This window comes from Pseudarthrobacter sp. SSS035 (assembly GCF_023273875.1).
Taxonomy (GTDB): domain Bacteria; phylum Actinomycetota; class Actinomycetes; order Actinomycetales; family Micrococcaceae; genus Arthrobacter.
In genome coordinates, this window is record NZ_CP096882.1 from 433,338 (window position 1) to 454,046 (window position 20,709).

A 20,709-nucleotide genomic window follows, 5' to 3' on the forward strand; every position below is an offset into this window, starting at 1 on the left:
GGTGCTCCTTAGAGTTCGGTCCAGTCGAGGACAACTTTTCCGCCGACGCCGGCGCGGGCGGTGGCGAAGCCTTTTTCCCATTCTGCGGCGGGCAGCTTGTCCGTCACTACCGCTGAGATGCCGGCGTGCAGCACGGGGTTGGAGGAGAGCATGGCGCTCATGGCGTACCAGGTCTCATACATTTCCCGGCCGTAGATGCCCTTCAGGGTCAGCATGTGAGTGACCACTTTGCCCCAGTCGATGGTGATGTCCTGGCTGGGCAGGCCGAGCATGGCTATGCGGCCACCGTGGTTCATGTTGTTGATCATCTCAGGCAGGGCGGTGGGGTGGCCGGACATTTCCATGCCGATGTCGAAGCCCTCACGCATCCCGAGTTCACGCTGGGCATCCTTGACGCGCGTGGTGGAGACGTCGATGGTGAGGTCCACGCCGAGCTGGCGTGCCAGCTCGAGCCGTGGCTTGGAGACATCGGTGATGGCGATCTTGCGTGCCCCGGCGTGGCGGGCCACAGCGATGGCCATCAGGCCGATGGGTCCTGCCCCGGTGATGAGCACGTCCTCGCCCACCAGCGGGAAGCTGAGGGCGGTGTGCACGGCGTTGCCGAACGGATCGAAAATCGCGCCGAGTTCCGGTGTGATGGAGGGGTCATGGTGGACCCAGACGTTGGTCTCAGGGATGACCACGTACTCGGCGAAGGCGCCGTCCCGCTGTACACCGACGCTGACGGTGTGGATGCACATATGGCGGCGGCCTGCGCGGCAGTTCCGGCAGATTCCGCAGACCACGTGGCCTTCGCCGGATACGCGGTCCCCCACTTTGACGTCGCGGACGCCGTCGCCGATTTCCACTACTTCACCGTAGAACTCATGGCCTGCGATGAGGGGTGCCTCGATCATGCCCTGCGCCCAGGCATCCCAGGACTGGATGTGCAGGTCAGTGCCGCAGATCCCGGTGGTCATGACCCGGATCTTGACGTCGTTGGGGCCGGCTTCGGGCTCGGGCCGGTCAACCAGCTCGAACCCGGCGTGTGCACCGGACTTGTAGAGTGCCTTCATTGGCTTCCTGACTGTTGGCAGCGACCCGCGGCCTGCGGGTGTGGTCTCCCTTCATTAGAGCCATTTCGAAGCATTAGCACAAGCAGAATTCTCTCAATCGACGATGAAGTGTTCACTAATGCATAGACTGGGCGGATGGATATTCACCAGCTGGAAATCCTCCGCGAACTCGGAGCCCTGGGCAGCGTGAAGGCGGTGGCGGAGACGCTGATGGTCACGCCCTCCGCGGTGTCCCAGCAACTGGCACTGCTGCAGCGCAATGTTGAGGTTCCGCTGACCCGGAAGGAGGGCCGCAACCTGGTGCTGACCGAGGCCGGGCAGGTGCTCGCCGACGCCGGTGCCGCCGTCGTCAGTGCCATGGCGGACGCCCGGACAGCCATCGGCGCCTATCACGGCTCGCCGGTGGGCACCGTGACCATCAGCGGTTTCCACAGCGCGGGCCAGGCGCTGTTCGCGCCGCTCGCGCGCATGCTGGACGCGCCCGGCCAGCCGCGGATCCAGCTTTCCGACGAGGACGTGGCACAGCAGGACTTCCCGGCGCTGACGGCGCGCTACGACCTGGTGCTGGCGCACCGGATGGACCACAGCCCGCGCTGGCCGGAGGAGCGGGTCGCGGTGATTCCGCTGGCGCACGAACCGCTGGATGTTGCGTTGCCGGCTGACCATCGCTTGGCCCGCCAGGGCACCCTTACCGCGGCCGACGTCGTGGGCGAACCTTGGGTGACCAGCCACACCGGATACTCCCCCGCCGACGTCCTGTCCGCCGTCGCGGCCGTCTCCAGCAAGGAACTGAACATCGTCCACCGGATCAACGACTACTCCACCGTGGCCGCGCTGGTCGCGGCCGGGGGTGTGGTGGGCCTCCTGCCGCGGCATACGGCGCGGCCCGTGCTCAACCCCGGCATTGTGCTGCGGCCGCTGGAGGGCATCAGCACACGGCGGAGGATCGACATCCTGGCCCGGCCGGAGAACCTGAAGCGCCGCTCGGTGATGATTGTGTGCGAGGCGCTGCAGGCGATCATGACCGGGCTGGTGGAACAGGGCGGCTAGGCCCAACTGGGTAGCGCTAACTGTCGTTTTCAGGGCTCAGAACGACAGTTGGCGCTACTTACTTGGGGGCAAGCCGCTTGGCGTGGCCGTGCCCCTTGCCCATTCCTTTTCCGAGGCCCAGGCCCGGACCCGTGCCGGCGCCCTCCACGATCTGCCGGGCGGTGGCGTTGTCACCGTTCTTCACGCCGGAGACCCTGACGGCCTCACCCGTGGCGATTTCCGCGATGGTGACCTCTGACCGCTTCAGCCGTTTGCCGTCGTCGCCCGTTGCCGGCGAACCGTCCGCGGCCGGGGCAGGGAACTTGATGATCCTGGTCTCCGCGTTGACGGCGTAGGTCTGGCTGAAACCGTCCTCGCTCTTGACTGTGAGCGAGGTTTCGCTGACGGCCTCCACGGTGCCCTGCTGCGCCAGCACGGTTTCGAACGTCCCGTCCGCCTTCTTCACCACGCTTTCACTGTGCAGGTGCTGCGGGCGCTGGGCCTTGGCCGGTTTCTCCTGGCCCGGGGCCTTGTCCGACTTCCCCGGCGCGGAGGCGGACGGCGACTGGGACGGCGTGTCCGTGGCGGACCAGGCGATGGCGACACCCGTGCCGGTCAGCGCCAGCGCTACGACGCCGGCCAGCAGGACTTTGCGGAATCTCAACGGTTCTTGGACCGACATGGCCATTCCTCCCACAGCACACGCAGGGCAACGGCGCCCTGGATCTTCAGTCTAGAACCGGCAGGCCACACTGAACACGCGTACTTTGCGGGCGGGAAGTGAGTACTTAAAGCCCAACTGGGTCGCAGTAGATGTCGTTATGAGTGCTCATAACAGCATTAACTGCGACCCAGTTGGGTTAAATCAGGCGGCTTAGCCTGCGGCTCGGCCCTCGGCTAACCCTCAACTCCGAGCTTCTCGAGGATGAGCTCCTTGACGCGGCCGGCGTCGGCCTGCCCGCGGGTGGCCTTCATAACGCCGCCCACGATGGCGCCGATCGCCTGGAGCTTGCCGGCGCGGATCTTGTCCGCGACGTCGGGCTGCGCGGCGAGTGCGGCGTCGATGGCTTCGAGGAGGGGTCCGTCGTCGGAAACGACGGCGAGCCCGCGCTTCGCCACGATCTCCGCCGGGGTGCCTTCGCCGGCGAGTACGCCGTCCAGGACCTCGGTGGCCATCTTGTTGTTGATCTTGCCGTTCTCCACCAGCTGGTTCAGCTCCACGATGGTGGTGGGCTGGACGCCCAGCTGGCCGGGATCGACGTCGGCGTTCTTGGCGCGGCCAACGATCTCGCCCATCCACCACTTGCGGGCCACGGAGGCCGAGGCTCCTGCGGCGATGGTTTCCTCGATCTCATCCATAACGCCGGCGTTGACGACGTCGCGGAATTCCAGGTCCGAGTAGCCCCAGTCCGACTGCAGCCGCTTGCGGCGGGCCGCCGGCGGCTCGGGCAGGGTGGCGCGGAGCTCCTCCACCCATTCGCGGGACGCAACGATCGGAACCAGGTCGGGCTCCGGGAAGTAGCGGTAGTCATCGGCGTCCGACTTGGGCCGGCCCGAGGTGGTGGTGCGCGTGTCCTCGTGCCAGTGGCGGGTTTCCTGGATGATCGGGTTGCCGGCATCCAGGACGGCTGCGTGCCGCTGGATTTCGTAGCGGACGGCGTGTTCGACGGCGCGCAGCGAGTTGACGTTCTTCGTTTCGGAGCGGATGCCGAAGCGTTCGCGGCCGTGCGGGCGCAGCGAAACGTTCGCGTCGCAGCGCACGTTGCCGCGTTCCATCTTCGCGTCCGACACGCCAAGGTTCTTGACGATCTCCCGGACGGCGGCCACGTAGGCCTTGGCCAGCTCCGGGGCGCGGGAACCCGCACCCTCGATGGGCTTGGTGACAATCTCCACCAGCGGAACGCCGGAACGGTTGTAGTCCACCAGCGAGTAGTCGGCACCCTGGATGCGGCCGGCGGCCCCGCCCATGTGGGTCAGCTTTCCGGCGTCCTCTTCCATGTGGGCGCGCTCGATCTCCACGCGGAAGATGGTCCCGTCCGACAGTTCGATGTCCAGGTAGCCGTCGTACGCGATGGGGTCCTCGTACTGTGACGTCTGGAAGTTTTTGGGAGTGTCCGGATAGAAGTACTGCTTCCGGGCGAAGGTGCAGGATTCAGCGATCTTGCAGTTCAGGGCAAGGCCGATCTTGATCGAGGACTCGATCGCGACCCTGTTCACTACCGGCAGCACACCGGGCATGCCCAGGTCCACCTCGTTGACGTTGGTGTTCGGCTCATCGCCGAAGACGTTGGGCGCGGAGGAGAACATCTTGGACTTGGTGTTGAGTTCCACGTGGACCTCAAAACCCAGGACCGGATCGTACTTCTCCATGGCCTCTTCGAAGCTCAGGGTTGCGTCCGTGCTCATTATTTTGCCTCCTTGGCGTCAACAAGGGTCTCAACCAACGGCGGTGCCTGGTCCAGGAGCGGGCCGCCCCACTGTGCCTCCAGCAGGGATTCCAGGACAGCACCCACGCGGTAGAGCCGGGCATCCTCGCGGGCCGGAGCCAGCAGCTGGATGCCGACGGGAAGGCCGTCCTCGTCCGCCAGGCCGCCGGGCAGCGTCAGTCCGGGCACGCCGGCCAGGTTGGCCGGGATGGTGGCGACGTCGTTGAGGTACATCGCCAGCGGGTCATTCAGTTTCTCCCCGAGCTTGAACGCCGTGGTGGGCGCCGTGGGAGAGATCAGGACGTCGGCCTGCGCGAACGCGGCCTCGAAGTCGCGCTGGACCAGGGTGCGGACCTTCTGGGCCGAACCGTAGTACGCGTCGTAGTAACCGGCGCTCAGGGCATAGGTGCCCAGGATGATGCGGCGCTTGACTTCGTCGCCGAAGCCTGCGGCGCGGGTGGCTCCCATAACGCGTTCGATGGTCATGGGCCCGTCCTCGGGCAGGACACGCAGGCCGTACCGGACGCCGTCGAACTTTGCCAGGTTGGAGGAGGCCTCCGACGGCATGATCAGGTAGTAGGCGCCGAGGGCGTACTGGAAGTTGGGGCAGGACACCTCGACGATTTCCGCACCGGCCTGCTTCAGCAGTTCCAGGGATTCGTTGAAGCGGTTCTCGACGCCGGCCTGGTAGCCCTCGCCGTGGAGTTCCTTGATGATGCCGATCCGCATGCCTTCGACGTTGCCCACCCGGGCAGCGGCGACGAGGTCTGCCAGGGGGTCGGGTAGGGACGTGGAGTCAAAGGGATCGTGCCCGCCGATGACCTGGTGCAGCAGCGCCGAGTCCAGGACGGTGCGGGAAACCGGGCCGATCTGGTCCAGCGAGGAAGCCATGGCGATGGCACCGTAACGGGAAACACCGCCGTAGGTGGGCTTGACTCCCACGGTGCCGGTGACGGCGCCGGGCTGGCGGATGGATCCGCCGGTGTCCGTGCCGAGCGCCAGCGGGGCCTCAAAAGCAGCAACGGCCGCAGCCGAGCCGCCGCCGGAACCGCCCGGAATCCGGTCCAGGTCCCAGGGGTTGCGGGTGGGGCCGTAGGCGGAGTGCTCGGTGGAGGAACCCATGGCGAATTCGTCCAGGTTGGTCTTGCCCAGGATGGGCATTTTGGCGGCGCGGAGGCGCTTGACCACCGTGGCGTCGTAGGGGCTGTGCCAGCCTTCGAGGATCTTGGAGCCTGCCGTGGTGGGCTGGCCGATGGTGACGATGAGGTCCTTGACCGCGATCGGCACGCCGGCGAGGACGTGGAGTTCCTCGGCCGCGGCGCCGCCGGCGGCGCGGATGGCGTCCACTTCGGCGGCGACGGCGAGCGCTTCCTCGGTGTTGACGTGCAGGAACGCGTTCACGCCGCGTTCGCCGCCGTCGACAGCTGCGATCCGGTCCAGGTAAGCCTGCGTGACCTCGACGGAGGTGACCTCGCCCGCGGCCAGCATGCCGGCCAGCCGCGCGGCGGACAGCCGGATGAGTTCGTTGGTGTCAGTCATGGTTATGCCTCATCCAGGATTGCCGGGACCTTGAAACGGTTCTCATCGGAATCCGGAGCCCCCGAGAGTGCCTGCTCCGCGGTGAAAGTGTGGCCCACAACGTCCTCGCGGAACACGTTGGTCAGCGGGATCGGGTGGGAGGTTGCCGGGACGTCATCACCGGCGGCTTCACTCACGGACTTCACTGAATCAACGATGACGGCGAGTTCGCCGGCCATCCTGTCCAGCTCTTCAGCACTCATCTCGATGTGAGCGAGCTGCGCGAGGTGCGCAACATCGTCACGGTTGATCGCAGCCATGGATCTCCCCTGCAGGTTCGGATTGTTTTCCGAACCAGTCTAGTGGGGAAACGTCAGTGCCCGTCTGACGACCCCCAGCGGGCGTCAGACGGGCACCTCGGTGCCGTGGTCCCGGTCACGGGGACCGGCCACAGGCAGGTACAGACTAACCGATCCCGATGGCTCCCGTCAGCATTCCCACACCCAACATGACGAGGGAAACCACTGCGGTGCGCCACAGGACCTTTTTGTGGTGGTCGCCGAGGTCCACCTTGGCCAGCGAAACCAACAGCAGGATTGCCGGAACCAGCGGGCTCTGCAGGTGGAAGGGCTGGCCGGTGATGGAGGCACGCGCCATCTCCGCGGCGCTGATCCCGTAGTGTGCGGCGGTCTCGCTGAGCACGGGCAGGACGCCGAAGTAGAAGGCGTCGTTGCTCATGAAGAACGTCATGGGGATGCTGAGCACGCCGGTGATGACGGCCATGAACGGGCCCATGCTGGACGGGATGATCTGGACCAGCCACGCGGACATGGCCTCCACCATTCCGGTGCCGGTCAGGACACCGGTCAGGACTGCGGCCGCCATCACCATGCTCACCACGGCCACGATGGACGACGAGTGGGCCACCAGCTGCGCGCCCTGTTCCTTGACGTTGGGGAAGTTCACTACCAGCGCGATGGCCGACCCGACCATAAAGACGAACGGCAGCGGGACGAGATCGGCCACGAGCATCACCATCACGGCGACCGTCAGGCCAAGGTTGAACCAGAACAGTTTCGGGCGGAGCGTGGAGCGGTTGGGGTCCAGGGCGGTGTCGGCCATCCCGCCGTCCTGTTCGTCCACCAGCGTTTCGGTGCGTTCCAGGACAGCCACTGAACCGCCGACGGCGGGGGCTACTCCGGCCGGGCCGGCTCCCTTGCGTCCGCGACCGGTTCCCGAACCGCCGTCGGAAGCGCCGCCGTCGAACTTTTCAGCAGTGAAGGGTTCTACCGTGTCCGGAGTTCCCCAGATTTCCGGTGAGGTGGCGCGGAGGCGGTTGCGTTCCTGCAGGCCCAGCAGCCAGGCGAAGCCGAAGACCACTACCAGGCCGGCGATGAGGGACGGGATCATCGGGACAAAAACGTCGTTGACGTCCAGGTGGAGCGCGGTGGCGGCGCGGGCCGTGGGACCGCCCCACGGCAGGATGTTCATGGTGCCGTTGGCCAGGCCGGCCACGCAGGTGAGGACAACGGGGCTCATCTTCAGGCGCAGGTAGACGGGCAGCATGGCCGCGGTGGTGAGGATGAAGGTGGTGGAGCCGTCGCCGTCCAGGGAGACCGCGGCCGCCAGGATCGCGGTGCCGAGCACCACCTTTGCGGCGTCATTGCCGAGCTTGCGGAGGATGAACTTCACCAGCGGGTCGAACAGCCCCACGTCGATCATCAGGCCGAAGTAGATGATGGCGAACATCAGGAGGGCGGCCGTGGACGTCATGGACTTCATCGACTCCAGGACCATGTCCCCGATACCCAGTCCGGCGCCTGCGAAGAGGCCAAAAACGGTGGGGACGATGATCAGCGCCAGTACTGGCGTCAACTTCTTCGTCATGATCAGCACCATGAATACCGCGATCATTGCGAATCCAAGTAATACCAGCACGGCCGGCTCCTTCTTGTGAACAACGCCACCGCAGTGTGACGCGTGCTACAGACATTAGGGTGGCGGAGGTCACGGCCGTGCCTTTGGCTCAATTGATTGGCATACTGCTTATTCGAAGCATTTTGCGCATTGTGCTCACGCCAATGCCTGAGGAAGGGAGGACCGTGCCGCGTTCTGCACGCACACCGCCTTTGCGGTTCTCCACGCAGACCCTCCTCCTTCAGCTGGGCGTGGTCCTGCTGGTGGTGCTGCTCAGCGCCGCCGTCCACGCCTGGCTGACCTACGAACGTGTGGGCCGCGAGGCGGAAAACCAGGCCCTGACGCTGGCCCGCGCCGTCGCCGCGGATCCTTCCGTGCAGGCTGACGTGCTGGCGATCAGCGCGGGCGCGGGCACTCCCCCGCCCGCCGTGCTCCGCGCCGGGCCGCTGATGGCAGCCGCCGAGGCGATCCGGACCCGGACCGGGGCACTGTTTGTGGTGATCACCGACGAAACCGGCCTGCGCCTGGCGCACCCGGATCCGGACCGGCTGGGCGAGAAGGTCAGCACCGATCCGTCCCAGGCCCTCGCCGGCCAGGAGGTCACCACCAGGAACACCGGGACACTGGGCCCGTCTGCCGGCGCCAAGGTTCCTGTTTACGCACGCGGCGCTGGCACGGTTGTGGGCGAGGTCAGCGTTGGGTACTCCATGGAGAGCGTGGGCCAAAGCGTTGCCCGCGACATCGGCCCGGTGGGGCTGACCGCCGCGGGTGCGCTGTTGGCGGGCGTGCTGGCCTCGTTCCTGCTGCGGCGCCGGCTCCAGCGCCTGACGCTGGGGCTGGAGCCCGAGGAAATCAGCACGCTCGTGCACGACCAGGTTGCCGTTTTGCAGGGCGTGGACGACGGCGTCATCGGCGTTTCGGCCGACGGCAGGATCAGCGTGTTCAACGCAGCGGCGCAGCGCCTTCTGGAGCAGCCGGACCTTTCCGGGACGCCATGGGCCGACGCTCCGGTGCCCGGACAGCTCAGGGCGTTGACCCGGCCGGACGCTGCGGAGGCGGACGCCATCGAGCTGGTAGCCGGCGGCAGCGTCCTGGTGGCCAGCGCGCGCAAGGCCCTGCATCGAAGCGAGGACCTTGGCTGGGTGGTGATGCTCCGGGACCGCACCGAACTCCAGCAGCTCACCCGGCAGCTCGACGCCGTGGGCACCATGTCCACGGCCCTGCGCGCCCAGCGCCACGAATTCGCCAACCAGCTGCACACCATCGCCGGCCTGATGAGCATCGGTCAGCACCAGCAGGCCCGCGACTACCTGGCCGGGCTCGCCGCCACGGGGCCCCTGAAGTTCCCGGTGGACCAGGCGGAACTGCTGCAGGACCCCTACCTGCAGGCCTTTGTGGGCGCCAAGGGCGTGGAGGCCGATGAGCGCGGCGTGACGCTGCGGATCGGCCCCGAAACCCTGGTCCGCGGCCAGGTCACCGAGCCGCAAGACGTGACCACCGTACTGGGCAACCTGATCGACAACGCGGTGAACGCCGCCGTCTCGGGCTCCGCCCCGGACCGCTGGGTGGAGCTCGAGGTGCTGGATGAACCGCACGACGACGGCGGGACGCTGCACATCGTCGTCGCCGATTCCGGCGACGGGCTGGCCGCCGGGACGGACGCGGAAGCGGTCTTCGCCGAGGGATTTACGACGGCGGCCGGCCCAGTAGTGCCGGCTCCGGCGGCTGCCGGCGGACGGAGTGGCGGGCAGAGTGGCGCACGGAGTGGCGGGCAGGGGCTGGGCCTGGCCCTGGCCCGGAAGCTGGCCCGGCGCCGCGGCGGGGACGTCCGCGTGCTGGAGCCGGGGACACCGGGCGGACCCGGTGCCGTGTTTATGGCTTCCCTGCCACGTACAACGGCCGGGACCACCCCCGGGACACCTGCGGGGACCCAGGATTTAGCTGGAAAGGACAATGATGCCTGAGGACTTCAGGGTGCTGATTGTGGACGACGATTTCCACGTGGCCAAGCTGCACGCAACGTATGTGGATTCGGTGGCGGGATTCCTGGCGCTGGCGCCGGTGGGGTCGGCATCCCTGGCGCTGCAGGCGATCCACAGCCTCCGCCCGGACCTGGTGCTGCTGGATGTCTACCTGCCGGACGCCTCAGGCCTCGACCTGCTGCAGCAGCTGGACGTGGACACCATGATCCTCAGTGCCGCATCGGACGCCGAGTCGCTGCGGAAAGCGTTCCGCCGCGGCGCCCTCGGGTACCTGTTGAAGCCCTTTACCGCCGAGTCGCTCTCGCAGCAGCTACGTTCGTATGCCCGGTACCGCAGGCTCCTGGGCCAGCCCGGGGCCCTGGACCAGGGCTCCGTGGAGCGGGCCAAACGGGCGCTGATCCCCGGGGACGTGACGCCGGCGGCCAAACCCCGCTCCGCCACCGAGGCCGCGGTCTTGGAATCGCTGGTTGCCGGCGAACAGTATTCGGCGGTGGAAGTGGCCACCCGCGTGGGGGTTTCCCGGGCCACGGCGCAAAGGTACCTGTCCTCGCTGGCCGACGACGGCGCCGTCGACATCCAACTGCGCTACGGAACCACCGGACGCCCGGAACACCGCTACAGCCTCCCGGCCAGTTAACACACACTCATGCGCGAACTGGCAGGTAATACCCTCAAAATGCGGATTTGAGGGTATCTGCTGCCAGTTCGCGCCAGGCGGGCGGGAGCGTCCTAGTTGGCGCTCTTCTGGGCCACGAGCTCGATCTCGACGAGCATCTTCGGGTCAAGGAAGGGCAGGACGTGCACCAGGGCCAGCGTGGGGCGGATCTTGCCGAAGACTTCGCCGTGGGCGCGGCCGGCCTCTTCCCATTTGCTGATGTCCGTCAGGTACAGCTTGGACTGGACCACGTCTTCGAAGCTGAAGCCGGCATCGGCCAGGACCACGCCGAGCTTCTGCAGGATGTACTGGGTCTGCGTGTAGAAGTCCTCGCCCACAATGCCGTGCTCGCCGCTGGCGGCCGTGGCGGAAATGTAGAGCGTGTTGTCCACCTGGACGGCGCGGGAGTAGCCGAGGGTCTGCTCCCAGACGGAGCCGGTGCCGAATGTTTTGCGCATGGTGGGCCTTTCAGTGCCGAAAACGAGTCGGCACCACTTTAGGTTGGCTGGACGTCAAGCCGGTAAACCAGCAGCTTTATGTCGGTGCCCGGAATCAGCCAGTCACGCTCGGGGACGCGTTTGAAGCCGGTCTTCCGGTAGAGGCCATGGGCGCTCTCCCAGGTCCCGCCGGTGGTGAGGGCCACGCCCGTGATGCCCTCCAGCGATTTCGCATGCTCAATGATGGCTTCCACCATGGCCTTGCCTGCGCCGCTGCGCTGCACCGCCGGATCCACCACCAGCATCCGGAACTCCAGCTCATCCGGCAGGGCGATGTCGGCGAACGGTTCACCTGCCAGTGCCAGCGTCACGGAACCCACCACCTGCCGGTCCCGCTCGGCAACCCAGATCGTGGCCTTCGCCGCACGTGCGGCAACATCCTGGATCTGCTGCATATAGGGATGGTCCGCGCTGTCGAAATACCCTGCTGCCAGGTACGAGTCCACGGTGATCCTGGCGATGGCCTGGAAGTCTGCCTCAACGGCCGGTCGGATGGTTATTTGCGATTGCACCTGACAATGTTAGTGGCGCAGCACCGTCACAGCGGAAACTTGCCGGACAGCGCCAAGGTCCCGGCGCAGGTCCAGGCGGCCAGCCTGTCCTCGTCGGCGGGTCCGCCGTCCAGCGGACTGGCCAGCCGGGGACGCCGGACCCAGCAACCGGCTTCCTCGGCAATCAACGCACCGGCGGAGAAGTCATGTTCGTTGAGCCCGCGTTCGCCGTAGGCGTCGTGGGTCCCGTCAGCCACCAGGCAGAGGTCCAGCGCCGCTGAGCCCAGCCGCCGGACGTCGGCGAATCCATCCATGAGACTGCCCAGCAGTGCAGCCTGCTCGGCGCGGATGGCGGGGTCGTAACTGAAGCCGGTGGCGAGGATCTGCCCGGCGCGGTCCGGCGCCGGACCCTGGAGCTGGGTCACCCGGCCGCCTTCTTCCAGCCACGCACCCTGGCCGCGGGCAGCGTAGTAGACGCGGCCCAGCGCCGGGGCGTTGACGACGCCGGCCAGCCAGACGCCGTCGGAATCCGCCACTGCCACGGAGGTGGCGTAGTAGACGATGTTCCGGATGAAGTTGGTGGTACCGTCCAGCGGGTCGATGGACCAGCGATAACCGGTGGGCGCAGCGGGCCGGGTGGTGCCGTGCTCCTCCCCCGTGATGGTGTCCTGTGGCCGGGCGGCCACGATGGCATCCCGGACGGCGTTCTCCGCGGCGACATCGAAGGCCGTGACCCAGTCGCCGGCGTCGCCCTTGTTGCTGACGTCCAGAGACTCGCCATTACGGGAAGCCAGCACGGCGGCGCCGGCGGCGGCTGCTTGCCTGGCCACCGCAAGCAGTTCGATGTTGAGATCCGGGTGGCTCATTCGGCTGCCTCTTCTGGTTCTGTGGGCGACGGTGTGGGCGTGACTTCGGCAGCGGGAGCCGGGCCGTTCGCAAGAAGCTCGCGGAAGCCGTCCTCGTCCAGGACGGGAATTCCGAGCTGTGCGGCTTTGTCCAGCTTGGTTCCGGCGCTTTCGCCGGCCACCACATAACTGGTGTTTTTCGAGACCGAGCCCGCAGCTTTGCCACCGCGGATGAGGATGGCTTCCTTGGCCTCGTCCCGGCTGAAGTTCGGCAGGGAGCCGGTCACCACAATGGTCAGCCCTTCCAGCGTGCGCGGCGTGGACTCATCCCGCTCATCCGCCATGCGGACCCCGGCCTCAGCCCAGCGGTCAACGATCTCCACGTGCCAGTCCTCGGCAAACCATTCCTTGAGCGCGGCCGCAATGGTTGGCCCCACGCCATCCACATGCGCCAGGTCCTCCTCGGAGGCGTTCCGGATGCCGTCCATGGTGCCGAATGCGGTGGCCAGGGCGCGTGAGGCGCGGGGGCCAACGTGCCGGATGGACAGGGCAACGAGCACCCGCCACAGCGGCTGGGTCTTGGCTTTCTCCAGTTCCACGAAGAGCTTCGCAGTGTTCGCCGTGGGCTTGGACGGTGTTTTGGCCGTTGCCTTTGTCCAGAAGTACGGGACCATCTCGAAGACGCCGGTGCCCACACCCTTGGAACGCTTCTCGCGCAGGATCCGCACATGCTCCAGGTCCGCCGCGGTAAGGGAGAAGAGCTCCGACTCACTCACCAGCGGGCCTGGCCTGGGCTCGCCCGGATCAGTTAGCGCAACGGCAGCTTCCCCGCCGAGGGCCTCGATGTCGAAGGCACCGCGGCCGGCCAGGTGCGCCACGCGCTCGGTCAGCTGGATGGGGCAGGATCTGGAATTGGGGCAGCGGATGTCGATGTCGCCCTCCTTGGAGGGGGCGAGCTCCGTGCCGCAGGACGGGCATTCGGCGGGCATCACGAACTCGCGCAGTTCGTCCTCACGGCCTTTGCGCAGCGCCAACACGGGGCCGACGATCTCCGGGATGACGTCTCCGGCCTTGCGCAGCACCACAACATCGCCGATCAGCACGCCCTTGGCCTTGACCACGTCCTGGTTGTGCAGCGTGGCACGGGCCACGGTGGAACCAGCCACCTTCACCGGCTCCAGCACCCCGAACGGGGTCACGCGGCCGGTACGGCCTACCTGGACACGGATGTCCAGCAGCCGGGTGTGGACTTCTTCCGGCGGGTACTTGTAGGCGACGGCCCAGCGGGGAACGCGGGTGGTGTAGCCGAGGGCACGCTGCGTGGCGAAGTCGTCGATCTTGACAACGATGCCGTCGATTTCGTGCATCAGGCTGTGCCGTTGCTCGCCATAGCGCTTGATGAAGGCAAGGATCTCCGGCAGGCCGCCGAGAACCTCGAAATACGGACTGACGGGAAGTCCCCACTTTTCCAGCACGGCGTAGGTCTGGGACTGGCTCAGGGTCTCAAGCCCTTCGCGCGAACCAATTCCATGGACAAACATCCGCAACGGACGCTTGGCAGTTTCCGCAGGATCCTTCTGCCTGATCGAACCGGCGGCGGCATTCCTGGGGTTGGCCAGCGGCGCCTTGCCGGCTTCGATCAGGGCCTCATTAAACTCCGCAAAGGCTTTGGAAGGGATAAAGACCTCGCCTCGGATTTCCACCTCTGAGGGAAATCCGGTGCCCGTCAGTTCCGTCGGGATTTCCTTGATCGTCAGGACGTTGTGGGTGATGTCTTCACCCGTGGTTCCGTCACCCCTGGTGGCCGCCCGGACCAGTTTCCCGTCGCGGTACAACAGGTTGACCGCGAGGCCGTCAATCTTGAGTTCAGTAAGCCACGCCAGCTGGGCGGTGTCCCCCAGCTTGCTGACGCCGGCCTCGGCTTTGGTGATCCAGGCCTCCAGCTCCTCCAAGGAAAAGACGTCCTCGAGGCTGTACATCCGCTGCAGATGTTCGACGGCGGCGAAGGCGGCTGAGACTTCCCCGCCAACCTCCTGCGTAGGCGAATCATTGGCTACCAGCTCCGGATGCAGGGCCTCGATCTCCTCCAGGCGCCGGAACAGTTCGTCGAATTCAGCGTCCGAGACCAGGGGTTCGTCCTCCTGGTAATACGCAAACCGGTACTTCCTGACCAGGTCCGCCAGGTTCTCATATTCTTCGCGCACCGACCCAGCGGGGACGGCGTCCGGCTCGGTTAGTTCCTCAGTGCTGTTTGCTGTTTCCTCTGCGGGGACCGGTGCTGTGCTCACAGACCTATCTTGCCTTACCGCCCCGACATTGCGCCCAAACGCCCACTGCACCGCCGTGCCCCCGCCGCTAAATGCCGCGGGGCCCGGTGGGCACGGAAAGCCCCCATGTAGGTCGGGGCCGGCGACCAGCTCGATCACCGGATAACAAAGGTCAGTGTGAGGCGGGGCGGTTCCGGCTCCACCAGGCGAAGGCGAGGCCGGCGACTCCCACCAGCACCACGCCCGCCATGATGGCCAGCAGGCCGGGTCCGCCGAAGAGGCCGGAGCCGTCGTTCCTGGAAACGGCGGCGGCCTGTGTGGGCTTGGCCGACTTGGTGACTGGCTTGTTCCAGTTCGATTCCGTGGACGGGGTTGCAGACGACGGCGGGCTGGGGATGATAGTGCTGGGCGCGTCCGACGGCGATTCCTCAGTCGGCGAAACGCTCGGTTCCGGGGCGAGGGTGGGAACCGGTACCGGTGCTGGCGCCACGGGCGGCGGTGCCGGGGGCTGGGTTGGGACAACTGGGGACGGGACTACCGGCGGCACTTCAGGTTTGCCCTTGCCCGGATCCTGAGGCTCAGCGCTGGCGGTTTCACAGTTCAGCAGGCACCACTGCGGTGTGGGTTCGCCGTCTTCGGCCTGCGCCGGGACCGCCGCCGAAAGGCCAACCAGGAGCGCCAGCACCGCAGCGGCCGCAGCAGCGGACACGTCGCGAAGCACGGATGAGGATCGGATCATGGTTACCTTTTCGACAGCACGCGGCACCCCCCTGCCGCAGCGAACAGTGTTTCCGGTAGTCTCCTACAACGCGGCACGGGCCCGCAAATCCAATGGATTTACGGGCCCGTGGGAAGCAACGGCTCAGCCCCTGTTTTCCGGCGGCAGCGCGATCTGCAGTTTGCGTGCCTTGCCGCGTCCTACGATGTAGCCCCGGCCGGGTATGAAAGCCGGGCTGACGCGGCCCAGCGACGTATTGAGCAGACTGTCCCCTTCGATGTCGCCGGGGTTGATCAGCAGGCCCCGGCGTCCGGATTTGAAGGGCTGCGACAGCGACCAGGCGGAGGACCAGGTTGATGTTTCCGATTCCCCGATGACCCACTGATCGGCCTTGATGGACGCCGTCACGAGCTGCGAAACGCCCGATTCCGCCACGGTATCCGTGAACTCGGTCAGGCCCTCGATGAAGATCGCCAGCTTCCCGGGGTTCCCGGAAGAGTGCTCCGTGAGGTCCTCGATGATCTCGGCCAAGTCATCGGCACCCACCACGGAACGGTTCCAGAGCGGCAGCGACGCCACCGCGGACCGGCGGGAGCCGATGTACACCAGCTCCGTGTCCGGGTTGGACCGGCGCAGCGCGTAGGCCAGGGTCACCAGCGCCACCGTCCTGCCCGCCCCTGGCGGACCCGCCAGCAGCAGCGGTCCCTGGGCCATGATCTCGGCCGGCTGCAGGGTTTCGTCGTCGACGCCGATGACGGGCAGGTCCGGGCTGCCGGAAGGCAGCACATCCAGGTCCACCTGTTCGGGAAGCCGCTGGATTCTTGGTGCCGATTCCAGCCCCTGGCGCAGCATCGCCTGGCTGAGCTTGTGGACTTCACGGGCCTGCAGCGCCAGGTTGGAGTTGCCGCCCAGGACGGCCAGCTGGACCTCGTAGCCGCCCAGCATGCCGCGCCCCGGCGGCGAGGCGCTGGTGAGGACGTCCTTGGCGACGTCCATGGACATGTAGTCGTCCTCGGACGTCAGCCGCAGCACCAGCCGGCGCTGGATGGAGGCCAGCAGTGTCGCCGGTACGGCGTTCGGCCGGTCACCGGTGACCACCAAGTGGATCCCCAGGGGACGGCCGTCCGTGGCCAGCTGCAGGAAGACGTCCCAGAGTGCGGACAGGCGGCTGAATTCGTACGTTTCGCGGAACGCCGATATGCCGTCCAGCAGCACGAAGATCCGCTTCTCGTCCGGGCGGTTGGCCAGGGTCCGGTATTCCACGATGGTGGAGGCCCTGACCTCGGCGAACCGGGCTGACCTTTCGTCGGCGATGTCCCGGAGCAGGCGGAGCAGCCGGCCGACGCGTTCGACGTCGTCACCGTTGATGATCTCGCCGACGTGCGGCAGCTCTTCGAGCATCTTCAGCCCGGAGGAACCGCAATCGATCCCGTAGATGTGCACGGGCCCGCCCCGGGGCGTGACAGCGGCGGCAATCGCGATGCCGCGCAGGGCAGCGGATTTTCCGGAGCCGCCCGTGCCGTAGATTGCCATGTTGCCGTCCTGGTCCGGCTCGTAGAACACCGTGGGCTGTTCCTGGCGGGCAGGATCATCCGCCACACCCAGCAGCAGCCGTTCGTCCGTCCGGGGGTTCGGGAGCTTGGAAAAGTCGTACGTCTTGGCCAGCTCGTCCAGCCACGGTTTGCGCGGCGGCCGGATGGCCAGGGATTCCGCGGCCCTGACGATATTGGCGGTCATCCTGGCGATGTCGTTGGGGCCGGGCGGAGCTTCCTTGACGGGCTTCTCGGGGGCGGGCGCCTCCCAGCTGGGCCCTGACCCGAAGGCCATCTCCACGATGTCGATCTGCGGACGCTGGGGCTTCTCCGTGGTCCAGCCGCCGGCATAGCCGGTCTGGAACCCCTGGATACGGCCGGGCCCGGTCTTGGCGGCGCCGCGGCCCGGGATGGACGGGTCGAAGTAGGCCGCATCAGGCACGCCGAGGATGTCGGTGGCGTCATCCTCATCCGCCATGCGCAGGGCGACCCGGAGGTTGGTGTTTGCGCGCAGGCTGTCCTTGATGACGCCGGCGGGACGCTGCGTGGCCAGGATCAGGTGCAGGCCCAGGGACCGGCCACGGGCGGCAACATCCACCACACCGTCCACAAATTCGGGGACCTCGGTGGCCAGCGCCGCGAATTCGTCCACAACGATGATCAGGTACGGCGGTGCCTCCGGGTCGGCTTCGCGCTGGAGCCCGAGCAGGTCCTTGGCCTTCTTGCGGTTCAGCAGGTGTTCGCGGTAGTGCAGCTCCGCACGGAGGGAGGTCAGGGCGCGGCGGACAAGGTGCTGGGAGAGGTCGGTGACCAGGCCCACGGTGTGGGGCAGGCTGAGGCAATCGGCGAACGCCGCCCCACCCTTGTAATCCACAAACAGGAAGCTCACGCGGTCCGGGCTGTAGGCGGCGGCCATGCCCATGACCCAGGACTGCAGGAACTCCGATTTGCCGGCGCCGGTGGTGCCGCCCACCAGCGCGTGCGGGCCCTCGTTCTTCAGGTCCAAGTAGAGCGGCTCGATGCCCTTGGAACCCACCAGCGCGCGGAGGGTCCCGTTGTCCTTCCGGTTGGGAACCGCGGAGGCGTGGACGGAATTGTTCTCCACCCAGCGCTCCGCCACGGCCTGCGGGTTGTCCAGGAAGTCCTTGCCGATCAGGGTGGCGTAGGACACCGCACGCGGCAGGTCGGAGTCGTCGCTGACCGGCTTGCCAACGTCCACCACGGGCGCCAGCATCCGGGCCAGCTGCGCGGCCAGGTCGGCGTCAAGGCTTTCGCAGCTCACGGGATACGTGTGCCGTCCCAGCCGCACCTGCCCGGTGGTGGTGCCGTTTTCGCCGTCAACCACCATAAAGTCCCGGCAGGCGGCCGGGAGTGCCTGGATGTCGGTGGCCACCCACATCACGTGGACGCCGGAGTCCGGTCCGCGCTCGGCGAGGCGGGTCAGCCTGCCCCGGTCCACCGGAGCGTCGTCCTCGACGATGACCAGGACCGCCGGCAGCACCGGGACCGGGATCTCGTCCTTGGCAGGGTCCACGGATCCCCGGTGTTCGGGGGTGGAGCGCTTGGCCGTGGCTTCGCGTGCGTCGAGCAGGTCCTCGAGCCTGGCCACGAGGGAGGAGCCGCTGGCTGAACCGGCGGCCAGGTGGTCGCCGTTGAGGGGGCTGTGGCCGGAGCCCACGTGGGGCAGCCACTGCAGCCAGTCCCAGCGCTGCCGGGATTGCGCCGACGTTATGGCCGTCACCACGGCCTCGGCCGGCGAGTGCAGGCCCACGAACTGCAGGACCATGCCGCGGGCAACGTCGTCAACCAGGCCCCGGGCTCCGGCCACGCCGAAGGACCCGGCCGTGCGCAGCTGGGAGACCACCGGGACACCCTCGATGTCCTTGAACTGCTTCAGGCAGTCCTGGATCTGGCGCATGAATTCAGCTTCGGTGTCGTTGCTGTGGGGTTCCTCGAACAGGATGCGAGATGTACCGGTGCCGAGCCCGAACCGCAGGCCCAGGAAACCGGTGTGTTCGGGGCGGTGGGTCCACAGCAGCGGACCGAGTTTGTAGATGGAATCCACGGTGTCGCTGACCGATGGTGCTTCCTGCAGGCGGACCGCGCGTTCCACGTGCTGCAGTTCGGTGATGTCCTGCCGGAACGCAGCCATGGACTCCCGGAACTGTTTGAGCTGTTCCTTCTGCTGGCGCCTGGTCTGCATCTTGTGGTCCACGTAGTGACCCACAATGAACAGCGGCATCATCATCATGAACACCACCGAGAGGATGTTCCGCGTGACCGCGAACATGATGCCGCCCATCAGCAGCGGCGCCATCAGCATGATGTACGGGAACGGCTGGTGGTCCGGACGTTTGGGTCCGGCCGGTGGCACGCGCTTGGGCGCCTCAAAGCGGGGAACCACCCGCGGGGAGCGGTTGAAATCGACAAGGGGCGACGTCGGGGCTGCCGCCTGGTTGCGGCCCAGCGGCACCACGGTCACGGTGGTCTCCCCCAGTGTCACCGTGTCCGAGGAGTTCAGGGTGGCCCGGGTGACGGGCAGGCCGTCCATCAGGAGGCCGTTGGCGGAGTTCGTGTCCACGATCTCCACGCCCTCGCCCACGGTGATGCGGGCGTGGCGTTTGGAGGTCAGGGGGTCCGTGAGCCGGATGTCCACGTCCCGGTCCCGGCCGATGTAGCTGGTGCCGGAGGGCAGCGAAAATTCCTGGCCGGCGTCGGGCCCGGAAAGGATCCGCAGGGTGGCTGCGGCGGGTCCGCGGTTGGCGCCGGGCGCGTTGAAGAGTTCGCTGACCTCGGTCAGGGACACCACGGATCCCGGCCGCAGGCCCGATTCCAGGAGGTTGTCCGTGCGGGTCAGGACGCTGCCGCGCATGCCGCCGCCCACAAAGGCCTCGTCGATGCGGAGCGAGAGGTTTTCCGGTGGCGGCGATCCCTTGCGGTCGGGGTCCGCTACCCAAAGCTGCGTGGCAATATCCGCCACCGTGGCCAGGCCGTCGACGGTGACGGCCAGGTCCTTGGTTTCCGCCGGGTCCCGGCGGAGTGTCAGCCGGATCCTCATCCTTCGTCCACGCCCCTCATCTTTTCCAGTAAGTGCAAATCATCGGGGGTGACCAGGTGGGACGTGACAGCGTGTTCGACGAGCCTCGCGCGCCGGTTGGTGGCCAGTTTCCCGCCGCCGCCGCGGAGGCCCACCACGCCGACGCGGTCAAGTTTGTCGCAGACGTTATCGAGCTTCCGGTTGAACCGGGTGAGTGCCCAGCCCAGGGTCTTGGCCGCTGCGGCCGAGGACGGGATGGCGCTGAATCCGGTCCCTTCCCGCCGCAGCATGGGTTCGGCAAGGGCCACGATGAGGGCCTTCTGCGAGTCGGTGAAGACCACGGGGCCGATGGTGGTATCACCGTTGCTGTCGTCCTCGCGTGATTCCTGGCGGAAGGACGGCGTCTTGAGGTGGACGGCGAACTCGTAGGTGGTGGGCCCGGCGGTGAAAATGACGTTCGTGTGGCTGAACACCAGCGGGATGCGCGCCCCCGGCGACAGCCAGGCCTGCATCCCGCCCGAACCGTCGGCGACGGTGGCGGACAGCATCCCGCCCACGTTGCTCAGCCACCAGATCCCGTCGTAGCGGGCCACCTGCAGGAACTGGCGGTGAAGGTACGGGTTGTCGTCCACCTCAAGGTCGCCTTCGCGGCCGATGTTGAAGATTTCCTCATCGGACGGTTCGTACCATTCACCACAGAAATCTATTGCTAGATCCCCCATTTTCCGTGCCTCCTCGTC

Annotated in this window: 16 protein-coding genes; 3 read left to right on the forward strand and 13 right to left on the reverse strand. The window is 66.9% G+C overall.

All coding sequences use genetic code 11. From position 1 onward, the window contains the following. Positions 1-8: 8 nt before the first annotated feature. Positions 9-1,055: an L-threonine 3-dehydrogenase gene (tdh, locus tag MUN23_RS02050; protein WP_248761869.1), complete on the reverse strand. Its 1,047-nt coding sequence runs from the start codon at positions 1,053-1,055 to the stop codon at positions 9-11. Between the two features lie 135 nt (positions 1,056-1,190). Here tdh and MUN23_RS02055 point away from each other — a divergent pair, with 135 nt between their 5' ends. Further along, positions 1,191-2,105 (forward strand): LysR family transcriptional regulator, encoded by a 915-nt coding sequence (locus MUN23_RS02055; RefSeq protein WP_248761870.1) that lies wholly within the window; start codon positions 1,191-1,193, stop codon positions 2,103-2,105. Positions 2,106-2,163: 58 nt separating this feature from the next. Here MUN23_RS02055 and MUN23_RS02060 read toward each other — a convergent pair whose 3' ends face one another. The 5 genes from MUN23_RS02060 to MUN23_RS02080 form a co-directional block, all read right to left on the reverse strand. Further along, positions 2,164-2,766 carry a hypothetical protein gene (locus MUN23_RS02060; protein WP_248761871.1) on the reverse strand — a complete coding sequence of 201 codons (603 nt, stop codon included), beginning with the start codon at positions 2,764-2,766 and terminating at the stop codon, positions 2,164-2,166. 215 nt (positions 2,767-2,981) lie between these two features. Next, positions 2,982-4,490 carry an Asp-tRNA(Asn)/Glu-tRNA(Gln) amidotransferase subunit GatB gene (gatB, locus tag MUN23_RS02065; protein WP_248761872.1) on the reverse strand — a complete coding sequence of 503 codons (1,509 nt, stop codon included), beginning with the start codon at positions 4,488-4,490 and terminating at the stop codon, positions 2,982-2,984. After that, positions 4,490-6,049: an Asp-tRNA(Asn)/Glu-tRNA(Gln) amidotransferase subunit GatA gene (gene gatA / locus MUN23_RS02070; RefSeq protein ID WP_248761873.1), complete on the reverse strand. Its 1,560-nt coding sequence runs from the start codon at positions 6,047-6,049 to the stop codon at positions 4,490-4,492. The genes gatB and gatA overlap by 1 nt, the downstream gene beginning before the upstream one ends. Positions 6,050-6,051: 2 nt before the next feature. Continuing rightward, a complete protein-coding gene (gene gatC / locus MUN23_RS02075) occupies positions 6,052-6,348 on the reverse strand; it encodes an Asp-tRNA(Asn)/Glu-tRNA(Gln) amidotransferase subunit GatC (RefSeq protein WP_056348187.1) in 297 nt (98 codons plus the stop codon). 145 nt (positions 6,349-6,493) lie between these two features. Further along, positions 6,494-7,966 carry a CitMHS family transporter gene (locus tag MUN23_RS02080; protein ID WP_248761874.1) on the reverse strand — a complete coding sequence of 491 codons (1,473 nt, stop codon included), beginning with the start codon at positions 7,964-7,966 and terminating at the stop codon, positions 6,494-6,496. A gap of 143 nt (positions 7,967-8,109) precedes the next feature. On the opposite strand from MUN23_RS02080, the gene MUN23_RS02085 reads away from it, so the two are divergent. Beyond that, complete coding sequence (locus tag MUN23_RS02085; protein WP_371875964.1) at positions 8,110-9,909, forward strand: ATP-binding protein; 1,800 nt, start codon at positions 8,110-8,112, stop codon at positions 9,907-9,909. After that, the gene (locus MUN23_RS02090) at positions 9,902-10,564 is read left to right on the forward strand and encodes a response regulator (protein WP_058932726.1); all 663 of its coding nucleotides are present in this window, start codon (positions 9,902-9,904) and stop codon (positions 10,562-10,564) included. The genes MUN23_RS02085 and MUN23_RS02090 overlap by 8 nt, the downstream gene beginning before the upstream one ends. 92 nt (positions 10,565-10,656) lie before the next feature. Here the strand turns inward: MUN23_RS02090 and MUN23_RS02095 are convergent, their stop codons facing one another. From MUN23_RS02095 to MUN23_RS02125, 7 genes are all read right to left on the reverse strand, one after another. Further along, positions 10,657-11,040, reverse strand: a complete 384-nt coding sequence (locus tag MUN23_RS02095; RefSeq protein ID WP_248761877.1) for a RidA family protein — start codon at positions 11,038-11,040, stop codon at positions 10,657-10,659. 38 nt (positions 11,041-11,078) lie between these two features. Continuing rightward, positions 11,079-11,591 (reverse strand): GNAT family N-acetyltransferase, encoded by a 513-nt coding sequence (locus MUN23_RS02100; protein ID WP_058929568.1) that lies wholly within the window; start codon positions 11,589-11,591, stop codon positions 11,079-11,081. Between the two features lie 26 nt (positions 11,592-11,617). After that, positions 11,618-12,436 (reverse strand): inositol monophosphatase family protein, encoded by an 819-nt coding sequence (locus MUN23_RS02105; protein WP_248761879.1) that lies wholly within the window; start codon positions 12,434-12,436, stop codon positions 11,618-11,620. Then, positions 12,433-14,703 (reverse strand): NAD-dependent DNA ligase LigA, encoded by a 2,271-nt coding sequence (gene ligA, locus MUN23_RS02110; protein WP_248761880.1) that lies wholly within the window; start codon positions 14,701-14,703, stop codon positions 12,433-12,435. Before ligA ends, MUN23_RS02105 begins: the two co-directional genes overlap by 4 nt. A 151-nt stretch (positions 14,704-14,854) precedes the next feature. After that, positions 14,855-15,421, reverse strand: a complete 567-nt coding sequence (locus MUN23_RS02115) for a hypothetical protein (protein WP_248761881.1) — start codon at positions 15,419-15,421, stop codon at positions 14,855-14,857. A gap of 123 nt (positions 15,422-15,544) precedes the next feature. Beyond that, on the reverse strand, positions 15,545-19,990 hold the full coding sequence (locus MUN23_RS02120) for an FtsK/SpoIIIE domain-containing protein (RefSeq protein WP_248761882.1): 4,446 nt from the start codon (positions 19,988-19,990) through the stop codon (positions 15,545-15,547). Further along, on the reverse strand, positions 19,987-20,691 hold the full coding sequence (locus MUN23_RS02125) for a hypothetical protein (RefSeq protein ID WP_058929573.1): 705 nt from the start codon (positions 20,689-20,691) through the stop codon (positions 19,987-19,989). Before MUN23_RS02125 ends, MUN23_RS02120 begins: the two co-directional genes overlap by 4 nt. Between the last annotated feature and the right edge of the window lie 18 nt (positions 20,692-20,709).

What these genes read in the sequence shown, in the direction of transcription:
- tdh (WP_248761869.1), bottom strand. Translation starts at nt 1,055, where the DNA reads ATGAAGGCACTCTACAAGTCCGGTGCACACGCCGGGTTCGAGCTGGTT.
- MUN23_RS02055 (WP_248761870.1), top strand. Translation starts at nt 1,191, where the DNA reads ATGGATATTCACCAGCTGGAAATCCTCCGCGAACTCGGAGCCCTGGGC.
- MUN23_RS02060 (WP_248761871.1), bottom strand. Translation starts at nt 2,766, where the DNA reads ATGTCGGTCCAAGAACCGTTGAGATTCCGCAAAGTCCTGCTGGCCGGC.
- gatB (WP_248761872.1), bottom strand. Translation starts at nt 4,490, where the DNA reads ATGAGCACGGACGCAACCCTGAGCTTCGAAGAGGCCATGGAGAAGTAC.
- gatA (WP_248761873.1), bottom strand. Translation starts at nt 6,049, where the DNA reads ATGACTGACACCAACGAACTCATCCGGCTGTCCGCCGCGCGGCTGGCC.
- gatC (WP_056348187.1), bottom strand. Translation starts at nt 6,348, where the DNA reads ATGGCTGCGATCAACCGTGACGATGTTGCGCACCTCGCGCAGCTCGCT.
- MUN23_RS02085 (WP_371875964.1), top strand. Translation starts at nt 8,110, where the DNA reads ATGCCTGAGGAAGGGAGGACCGTGCCGCGTTCTGCACGCACACCGCCT.
- MUN23_RS02090 (WP_058932726.1), top strand. Translation starts at nt 9,902, where the DNA reads ATGCCTGAGGACTTCAGGGTGCTGATTGTGGACGACGATTTCCACGTG.
- MUN23_RS02095 (WP_248761877.1), bottom strand. Translation starts at nt 11,040, where the DNA reads ATGCGCAAAACATTCGGCACCGGCTCCGTCTGGGAGCAGACCCTCGGC.
- MUN23_RS02105 (WP_248761879.1), bottom strand. Translation starts at nt 12,436, where the DNA reads ATGAGCCACCCGGATCTCAACATCGAACTGCTTGCGGTGGCCAGGCAA.
- MUN23_RS02115 (WP_248761881.1), bottom strand. Translation starts at nt 15,421, where the DNA reads ATGATCCGATCCTCATCCGTGCTTCGCGACGTGTCCGCTGCTGCGGCC.
- MUN23_RS02120 (WP_248761882.1), bottom strand. Translation starts at nt 19,990, where the DNA reads ATGAGGATCCGGCTGACACTCCGCCGGGACCCGGCGGAAACCAAGGAC.
- MUN23_RS02125 (WP_058929573.1), bottom strand. Translation starts at nt 20,691, where the DNA reads ATGGGGGATCTAGCAATAGATTTCTGTGGTGAATGGTACGAACCGTCC.